Below are 7,769 nucleotides of genomic sequence, written 5' to 3'. Positions count from 1 at the left end.
GAAGAGGAACCAGGCCGACTGCTCGCCGTTGTCCTCGTCGCCGTGGTAACCCTGGCCGATCTCGCTGCCCCCGTACAGGCGGCCCAGAACCTCGCGGACCTTCTCCTGCGTCTTGGACGGCTGACCCGCGGCGTCGTACATGTAGGTCACGTGGTGCGCGACCTGGTTGCTGTGGCCGTACTGGCCCATGCGCACGTCACGCGCCTCGGTCATCTCGTGGATGACGCCGCCGTACGAGCCGGTGAACTCCTGGCCCGCGGTCTCCGGGGTGGAGAAGTACGTGTCGAGCTTCTTGGCGAGACCGTCCTGGCCGCCGTACAGGTTCGCGAGACCGCGGGTGTCCTGCACCGCGGTGAAGGCGTAGCCCCAGCCGTCGGTCTCCGTGTAGTCGTAACCCCAGACGCGCGGGTCGTAGCTCTCGGACGGGACACGCCAGCTGCCGTCGGCGTTCTTGCCCTGGAAGAAGCCGGCGTCCTTGTCGAAGAGCTTCACGTAGTTCTGCGCGCGGTTGAGGAAGTAGTCGGACTCTTCCTTGTAGCGCTTGTTCTTCGTCTTCGCGTAGAGCGCCTTGCCCATCTGACCGATGCCGTAGTCGTTGAGGTAACCCTCCAGCGACCAGGAGAGACCCTCGTGCGTCGACGTGTTGGCGTAGCCGGTGAAGACCGAGGTCTCCATGCCCTTGCGCCCGACGCCCGAGGTCGGCGGAACGACGGTGGCGTTCTTGAGCGCCGCCTCGTACGCCGCTTCGGCGTCGAAGTCCACGCCCTTGACGTACGCGTCCGCGAACGCCACGTCGGAGCTGGTGCCGGTCATCAGGTCGGAGTAACCCGGGGACGACCAGCGGGAGATCCAGCCGCCGTCCTTGTACTGCTGGACGAACCCGTCGACCATCTCGCCGGCCTTCTTCGGCGTCAGGAAGGAGTACGCGGGCCATGTCGTGCGGTAGGTGTCCCAGAAGCCGTTGTTGACGTACACCTTGCCCTTGACGAGCTTGGCGCCGGTGTTCGTCGCGGTGTCCGTACCGGTCTTGGCGACGAACGGGCTGGCGTAGGTGCTGACACCCTTGACCTGCTCGAAGCCCGAGTTCGGGTACAGGTACAGCCGGTACATGCTGGAGTACAGCGTGGTCAGCTGGTCCTCGGTGGCACCCTCGACCTCGACCTTGCCCAGGATGTCGTCCCAGGCGTGCTGGGCCTTCTTCTGGACCTGCTCGAAGGAGGTGGAGGCCGGGATCTCCTGGGCGAGGTTGCTCTTCGCCTGGTCGACGCTGATCAGCGAGGTGGCGAGACGGAGCCCGACCTGCTTGTCCTTGCCCGCGTCGAACCGGAAGTACCCGGTCACGTTGTCCCCGCCGCCACCGGTGAGCTTGCCGCTCGCGGTGACCTTCGAGTCGAAGACGCCGTAGACGAACAGCCGGGTGGCTCCCGTGGAGCCGCCGCTCTTCACGTCGGAGTAGCCGGTGAAGGAGCTGGTCTCCGGGTCGAGGGTGAGGCCGCCCAGGTTGTTGACGTTGTCGAACACGATGCTCGCGTCGTCACCGGGGTAGGTGAACCGCATGCGGGCCGCGTGGTCGGTCGGCGTCATCTCGGCCTTGAGGCCGTTCTCGAACTTCACGCCGTAGTACTGCGGCGTCGCCGTCTCGTTCTCGTGACGGAACGGCAGCGCACGCGCGCTCCGCGACGCGTCCGGGGTACCGGAGGCGGCGGACGGCATCAGCTGGAACGTCTGCCGGTCACCCATCCACGGGCTGGGCTCGTGGCTGGCGCTGAACGCCTGGAGGGTGGGCAGGTTGTCCGCGTTGTTACCGCGCGAGTAGTCGTAGATCCAGTCCGTGGAACCGGCGTTGGTGACCGGGGTCCAGAAGTTGAAGCCCTCCGGCACGGCGGTCGCCGGAATGTTGTTGCCGCGCGAGAAGCCGCCGCTGGAGTTGGTGCCGCGGGTCGTCAGCGCGTAGTCCGACAGGTGCGCCTTGGGCTTCGCGGGAGCCTTCGGGGCGATCGATATGTCGTCCAGCCAGCCCTGGAACTGCGAGGGGCCGCTGGAGGAGTCGTACGCCACGAGGATCCGGTCGATGGTCTTGCCCGCGGCGACCGTACCGATGTCCGAGGCGACCTTGTTCCACTGGTTGACGTACAGCCGCTTGGCGTCCGCCTGGCCCTGCGGGGTCAGGGCGCCGCCGTTGGTGTCGGTCGCACCGAGCTTGCTCAGGTAGGTGCCGTCGGTGAACGCGAGGTCCACCGAGACGTGCGTGGCCGGGTAGGCCAGGTCCGTCTTCGTCATCTGCGGGTAGACCAGATACGACAGCTGGGTCGTACGGGTCACCGGCGTGTTGACGTCGAAGACCTTGTTGTACGAGTACGCGCGGCCCTTGTCCTTGTGGGTACCCGCGTAACGCAGCGCCTTGGTGCCGGTGAAGCCCGCACCCGACTTGGCCGTCGGCGAACCGGACGGACCCTTGTCCACGATGGTGCGCATCTCGTCCGGCACCGGGGCGGAGGTGTTGCCGTCCGAGAACTGCACGTCGGCGAGCTGGGTCGCGTCCGGGGCGCCGTTGTTCTTGGTGAACTCCAGGCGGAAGTGCTGGTACGCGGCCGGCTCGGCGATGTCGAACGAGCGGGTCTGGAAGCGCTCGTCGAACTTCTCACCCGTGCGCGTGTCGAGCGTCGTCCACGTCTGGCCGTCGGCCGACCCCTTGAGGACCCAGTCCTGCGGGTCGCGCTCGTCGTGGTCGTTGGCGGACGTCAGCGCGTACGTCGTCACCTTGGTGGCCTCGCTGAGGTCGAACTCGACCCAGCCGGTGGGCTGGAAAGCCAGCCACTTGGTTGCGGAGGAGACGTCGACCAGGTTCTCCTTGACCTCGCCGCCGCCCGTGTTCTCGTTGCTGGCACGGACATCCGTCACCCGGTCGGTGACGTTGCCCGCGATGCCGCCGGAGAATCCGCCGTCGACGCCCTGCGAGAGATCCTTGCCGTCCGGGCCGGTCTCCACGGTGCTGCGCCAGTCGGGCTGCTTCTGGTCGGCCTCGAACGACGAGCTGAACGTCTGGTCGGCCGAGGACCCGTGCGAGCCGTTCTGCGGCACGGCGGCGAGTGAGGGGCTCGCTCCGACCAGTACGAGCGTCGCCGCGAGGGCCGCGACGCTGTGTCTCCGACGCGGACCCGCGTGGAAACGAAGATCAAGTGGTGGCTGCATACCGAGCCATTCCTCCCCGGACGATGGTTGGACAACGTTGTCAAAGTGGGATGCGGAGACCAGTAGGGAGGCAAATGGTGCTGTGTGTCAAGAGTGTTACGTGAGAGTCGCGCGGCGAATCGGCGGCATTCAGGACAACTCGGCGTGCGATCCGGCGCCATCGGCCCGGCGTGCGGCGGCGTGCGCGGTCGACGCGGCTCATCGGGCCGATGGCGCCGGCGGCCGGCGTCGACCGGGGGAGTGGCTTCGGGGCGACGGGTGCCCGGTGCGCCGCCCCCTGACGATCCGTCAGAAGTGGCGCTCCGTCGCGGACGGCCGGTGCGACGGGTGTCGCCGGCACCGGCCGGTTCACGAATGCGGCCGAAAGCGTTGCTTCCGCGAAGAGCGAACCGTCGGGGCCGGCCCGCGGAGAGCCTTTCCGGGCATCCGCGCGCACGGGAACGGGGACCCGGAACAACCGGGTCCCCGTCGGTGTACATGCGGGCCGAAGCGGTGAATGCCCGGCCTGCCGGGTCAGTCCCGGTGCGCCTGCCGGGTCTTGCGCCAGCCGAACGGGCCGGGCAGGTTCATGGAGGTGGTGCGGCGGCCCGAGCTGCTCCTGGTGCGCTTCGGGCCGTGCTTGCCGCCCGTGGTGACGGACCAGGAGTGGCGGTTGATGTTGAGACGCACGCCGGGCAGGATCTGGAAACTCTTCCGAAAAGTGAGCGGCATCGCTGTCTCCTTCTGTCAGGAGTCCGGGGTACTCCTCCGTGTGACATCCGGATAACCCGAGCCGGGGAATGTACACCTCGCAATGAGGTGATGTTCCGTCAGTTCTTGTCGTCCGCACTCGATGTGGAGACGGGGTGGTTGGCCCGTCAGGTGAGCAGCGGGCCGAGGTGGGAGGCGCGCCGGGCCGCGGAGAGCAGTGCGTGGATCTGGGGGCCGGCCTGTTCGAGGCGGGTGATCGGGGTCGCGAAGGGCAGTCGCTCGTCCTGGTGGGTGCCGGGGAACTCCAGCCGCAGCGTCATGCCGTAGCGGTCCATCGCCACCGGGACCGCGCGGAGCATCCCACGCTTCGGGCGGGGGCGTACCAGGCGTACCAGGAGGGGGACCAACTCCTGGTGGCTGTCCATGAGGTGCATCAGCATGCCCGCCTCGCTGGTGGCGGTCGGATCCACCGCCACCTCTTCGAGCTCCTCCAGCGTCACGAAGTACCGGTCCCCGTCGCATTCCAGGACGGCCTGGCCGAACTCCAGGCAGGTCGACCCGGGTGACTCGTCGTCGTAGGGGGCGTTCATGAGGCCGGTGAGAGTGACCCGGGCCCGCAGCCGGTCGCGCACGGAGGTGGGAGCGATGTCGGTGAGCTCCAGGCGTACGGGAAAGCGCGGAGTCGAAGGGGAGAGGGTGCCGTCGTCGGGCGCGTGCAGATGGACGGCCCCCATGGCTCCGCCGTCCTCGTCGAGCCGGTGGACGTCGTGGTGCCCGCCGTCGCTCACCACCGTCATCGACTGGGCGGCCCGGAGGATGGACCGCACGCGCTCGGCAGGGGTCGGCTGGGTGGGGTCGCTGCTGGGTGTGCGCATACCGGTGCTCCTGGGCGGTGGATTCGGGCGGACGTGAACTTAGGTATGCCTAACCTAATCACAAACGGTGTCGTCGTGGTGATGGCGGCACCGTTTCGCCACCCGGCATTCGGACTCCCCGTGTGAAGGACCGCGTCTGGTTGTGGAGGATTAGGGGCGGTGATGGCGGGGCAGGCGGGGTCTGCGCGGTCGGGCGGGAGCCCGTGCCGCGCAAAAGGCCGAGCCGGCCCCGCAAGGGAGGGGCCGGTGGGGTGCGACCTCCCGGGTTTCCGGGTGCGTGCCCCTGGCATGTTTCCCGTCGGGTCCCGAACGGGCGGAGGGTGGTTCGAACCCTCTCCCGGGCGGTGTTCGCACGGGCCAGGACCAAGTGGCATTTGTCGCAAGCCGGTGCCGCCCGGAGCGGCGAAACTATGGCTTACGCTGCGAAGAACGTCCCGTATCAACGGGACGCAACTGGAGGGGATCGCCGTGGTGGCGGAACAAGACATATCGGCGAGGCTCGTCACGCTCCTCACCGAGCAGCGTGAATCGCTGGAGGCCGCCTGGGTGGAGTCGGTCTCGCGCACGCTGCGCGGGCGCGTCTCCCTGGCGGAGCTGGACCGCGAACTGCGTGAGCTGTACACCGCTCTGGTGGAGGCGATGCGCGGGGGCGGCCTGGACGCGCACGCCGAGGAATTCGCAGAGGTCCGCGCGCTCCTGGGCGAGCTCTCGCGCAACCGCGCCCGCCAGGGGTTCACCCCGACGGAGACGGCGACCAGCGTCTTCGCCTGCAAGGAACTCCTCGCGCCGACCGTGGACACATCGGCCGCCGACATCCACGCCTTTCTGCGGTTCGGCAAACTCCTGGACGCCCTCGGCCTGTACACGATCGAGGTCTACTCCAAGGCGCGCGAAGAGATCATCAGCGCCCAGTCCGAACAGCTGATGGAACTCTCCACCCCGGTCGTGAAGCTGTGGGACGGCGTCGTCGCCGTTCCGCTCGTGGGCACCCTCGACTCGGCGCGCACCCAGGTGGTGATGGAGAAGCTGCTGCAGACGCTCGTCGACACCGGCTCCGACCAGGCCATCATCGACATCACCGGTGTCCCCGCGGTGGACACCGAGGTCGCCCAGCACCTGCTCAAGACGGTGGTCGCCGCCCGGCTGATGGGCGCCGAGTGCACCATCTCCGGCATCCGCCCGCAGATCGCCCAGACCATCGTGGCGCTGGGCATCCAGTTCGGCGACATCGTCACGAAGGCGACGCTCGCGGACGCGCTGAAGCACGCGCTGCGCCGGGCCGACAACGGCCTCACCACCTCGGGCGGCCGGGCGTGAGTGAGCGCGTACCCGTACTGAAGATCGGCGAGGTCCTCCTGGTGTCCATCCAGGTGGACCTGGAGGACCAGACCGTCCTCGATCTGCAGGACGACCTCGCCGCCCGCATCGTCGCCACGGGCGCGAGCGGCGTGGTCATCGACATCACCGCGGTGGAGATCGTCGACTCCTTCGTGGGCAGGATGCTGGCCACCACGGCCGCCATCTCGCGGATGCTCGACGCGGAGACCGTCGTCGTGGGCATGCGGCCCGCCGTCGCCATCACCCTGGTCGAGCTGGGACTGTCCCTCGGCGGCGTGCGCACGGCCCTGACTCTGGAGAAGGGGCTGGACATCCTGGCCCGCTCGGACCACCGCCGTCCGGCACGGCCGTGAGCGGGCTCCCGTCCGTTCCGGAGGGCGAGCACGAGACGGTCCCGGTCGCGTCGAACGACGACGTGGTCCGCGCCCGCCAGCTCGTGCGCACCCTCGCCCAGCGGTGCAAGCTGTCGCTGGTCGACCAGACCAAGCTGGTCACGGCGGCCAGTGAACTCGCCCGCAACACCCTGGTGTACGGCGGTGGCGGAGTCATGCGCACCGGCCTGGTCCGCCGCAACGGCCGCCTCGGCGTGACCGCCGTCTTCGAGGACTCCGGGCCGGGCATTCCCGACCTGGACCTCGCACTCACCGACGGATGGACCTCCGGCGGCGGTCTCGGCCTCGGCCTCAGCGGAGCACGCCGACTGGTCGACGACTTCACCCTGGACACCGAGGTCGGCCGCGGCACCCAGATCGCGGTGACCAAATGGGCGCGCTGACCCTGCCGATGCTGGACTCGCAGGACATCGCCTGGTTCCGCGACCCTCACTCCCTGCCGGCCGCCGCGAGAGGAGCCGCGTCCGCCCTGGCGCGGCGGCTCGGCTTCGACGAGCAGCGCTGCGCCGAGGTCGCCCTCGCGGTGAGCGAGGCGGCGACCAACCTGGACAGGCACGCCGTGGACGGCACCCTGCTGCTGCGCGCGGTACGTACGGCGAACGACGCGGGCGTCGAAATCGTCACCATCGACGCGGGTCCGGGCATGGCCGACGTGAGCCATTCGCTGACCGACGGCGTGTCCTCGGCCGGCACGCTCGGCATCGGACTCGGCGCGATCACACGCCTCGCCGACTCCGTGGACATCCACTCCGTGCCGGGACGCGGAACCGTGCTGGCCGCCCGCTTCTGGACGAAGGACGCGGCCGGGCGCGCCCGGACCGCGGGTGAGCCCGTCGTCGCCGGGCTCACCCGGCCCATCACCGGCGAAGAGGCGTGCGGGGACGCCTGGGCGGCCCGGCCCGTCGGAGTCCGTGTTCCGGAGCCGCGGCCGGCACGGCGAACCGCCGGACGGGAGGTGCCCGACGCCCTCGACTGGTCCGCGCTGACCGGATTCGGCAGGTCCCGCACCGACCTCCCGACGGCGCCCGCGACGCCACGCGTGCCGAAGGACGGAGAGCAGGGGATCGACCCGTCGTCGGACGATCCCGCGCTGCTGCTCATGTTCTGCGACGGCCTCGGCCACGGGCCGCTGGCCGGCCGGGCGGCCGACGCCGCCGTCACCGCTTTCAGGGACGGCCGCGCGCAGTCCCCGGACGGCGTGATCCGGGAGATCCACACGGCGCTGCGCGGCGGACGCGGGGGAGCGGTCGCCGTCGTGCGCATCACGCCCGGTGCGCGCACC

7 protein-coding genes are annotated in these 7,769 nt (G+C 69.4%); 4 read left to right on the top strand and 3 right to left on the bottom strand.

Going from position 1 to position 7,769, the window contains the following annotated elements; translation table 11 throughout:
- From OHA55_RS36430 to OHA55_RS36420, 3 genes are all read right to left on the bottom strand, one after another.
- On the bottom strand, window positions 1-3,192 hold a 3,192-nt coding region (locus tag OHA55_RS36430; RefSeq protein WP_266714811.1), incomplete at its 3' end, for a GH92 family glycosyl hydrolase.
- 513 nt (window positions 3,193-3,705) lie between these two features.
- On the bottom strand, window positions 3,706-3,903 hold the full coding sequence (locus OHA55_RS36425; protein WP_266714809.1) for a DUF4236 domain-containing protein: 198 nt from the start codon (window positions 3,901-3,903) through the stop codon (window positions 3,706-3,708).
- A 146-nt stretch (window positions 3,904-4,049) separates the two neighbouring features.
- Window positions 4,050-4,757 (bottom strand): DUF2470 domain-containing protein, encoded by a 708-nt coding sequence (locus OHA55_RS36420; RefSeq protein WP_266714807.1) that lies wholly within the window; start codon window positions 4,755-4,757, stop codon window positions 4,050-4,052.
- A gap of 471 nt (window positions 4,758-5,228) precedes the next feature.
- Here OHA55_RS36420 and OHA55_RS36415 point away from each other — a divergent pair, with 471 nt between their 5' ends.
- The 4 genes from OHA55_RS36415 to OHA55_RS36400 all read left to right on the top strand — a co-directional run.
- A complete protein-coding gene (locus tag OHA55_RS36415; RefSeq protein ID WP_266714813.1) occupies window positions 5,229-6,074 on the top strand; it encodes an STAS domain-containing protein in 846 nt (281 codons plus the stop codon).
- Window positions 6,071-6,448 (top strand): STAS domain-containing protein, encoded by a 378-nt coding sequence (locus OHA55_RS36410; protein WP_266714805.1) that lies wholly within the window; start codon window positions 6,071-6,073, stop codon window positions 6,446-6,448. Before OHA55_RS36415 ends, OHA55_RS36410 begins: the two co-directional genes overlap by 4 nt.
- Entirely contained in the window at window positions 6,445-6,870 is a 426-nt protein-coding gene (locus OHA55_RS36405; RefSeq protein ID WP_266714803.1) for an anti-sigma regulatory factor, read from the top strand. Before OHA55_RS36410 ends, OHA55_RS36405 begins: the two co-directional genes overlap by 4 nt.
- On the top strand, window positions 6,858-7,769 hold a 912-nt coding region (locus OHA55_RS36400), incomplete at its 3' end, for an anti-sigma regulatory factor (RefSeq protein WP_266714801.1). The genes OHA55_RS36405 and OHA55_RS36400, both read left to right, overlap by 13 nt.

The organism is Streptomyces sp. NBC_00102 (assembly GCF_026343115.1).
GTDB lineage: Bacteria > Actinomycetota > Actinomycetes > Streptomycetales > Streptomycetaceae > Streptomyces.
Note: the sequence above shows the minus strand (reverse complement) of the source record. Positions and strands in the feature narration are given on the sequence as shown.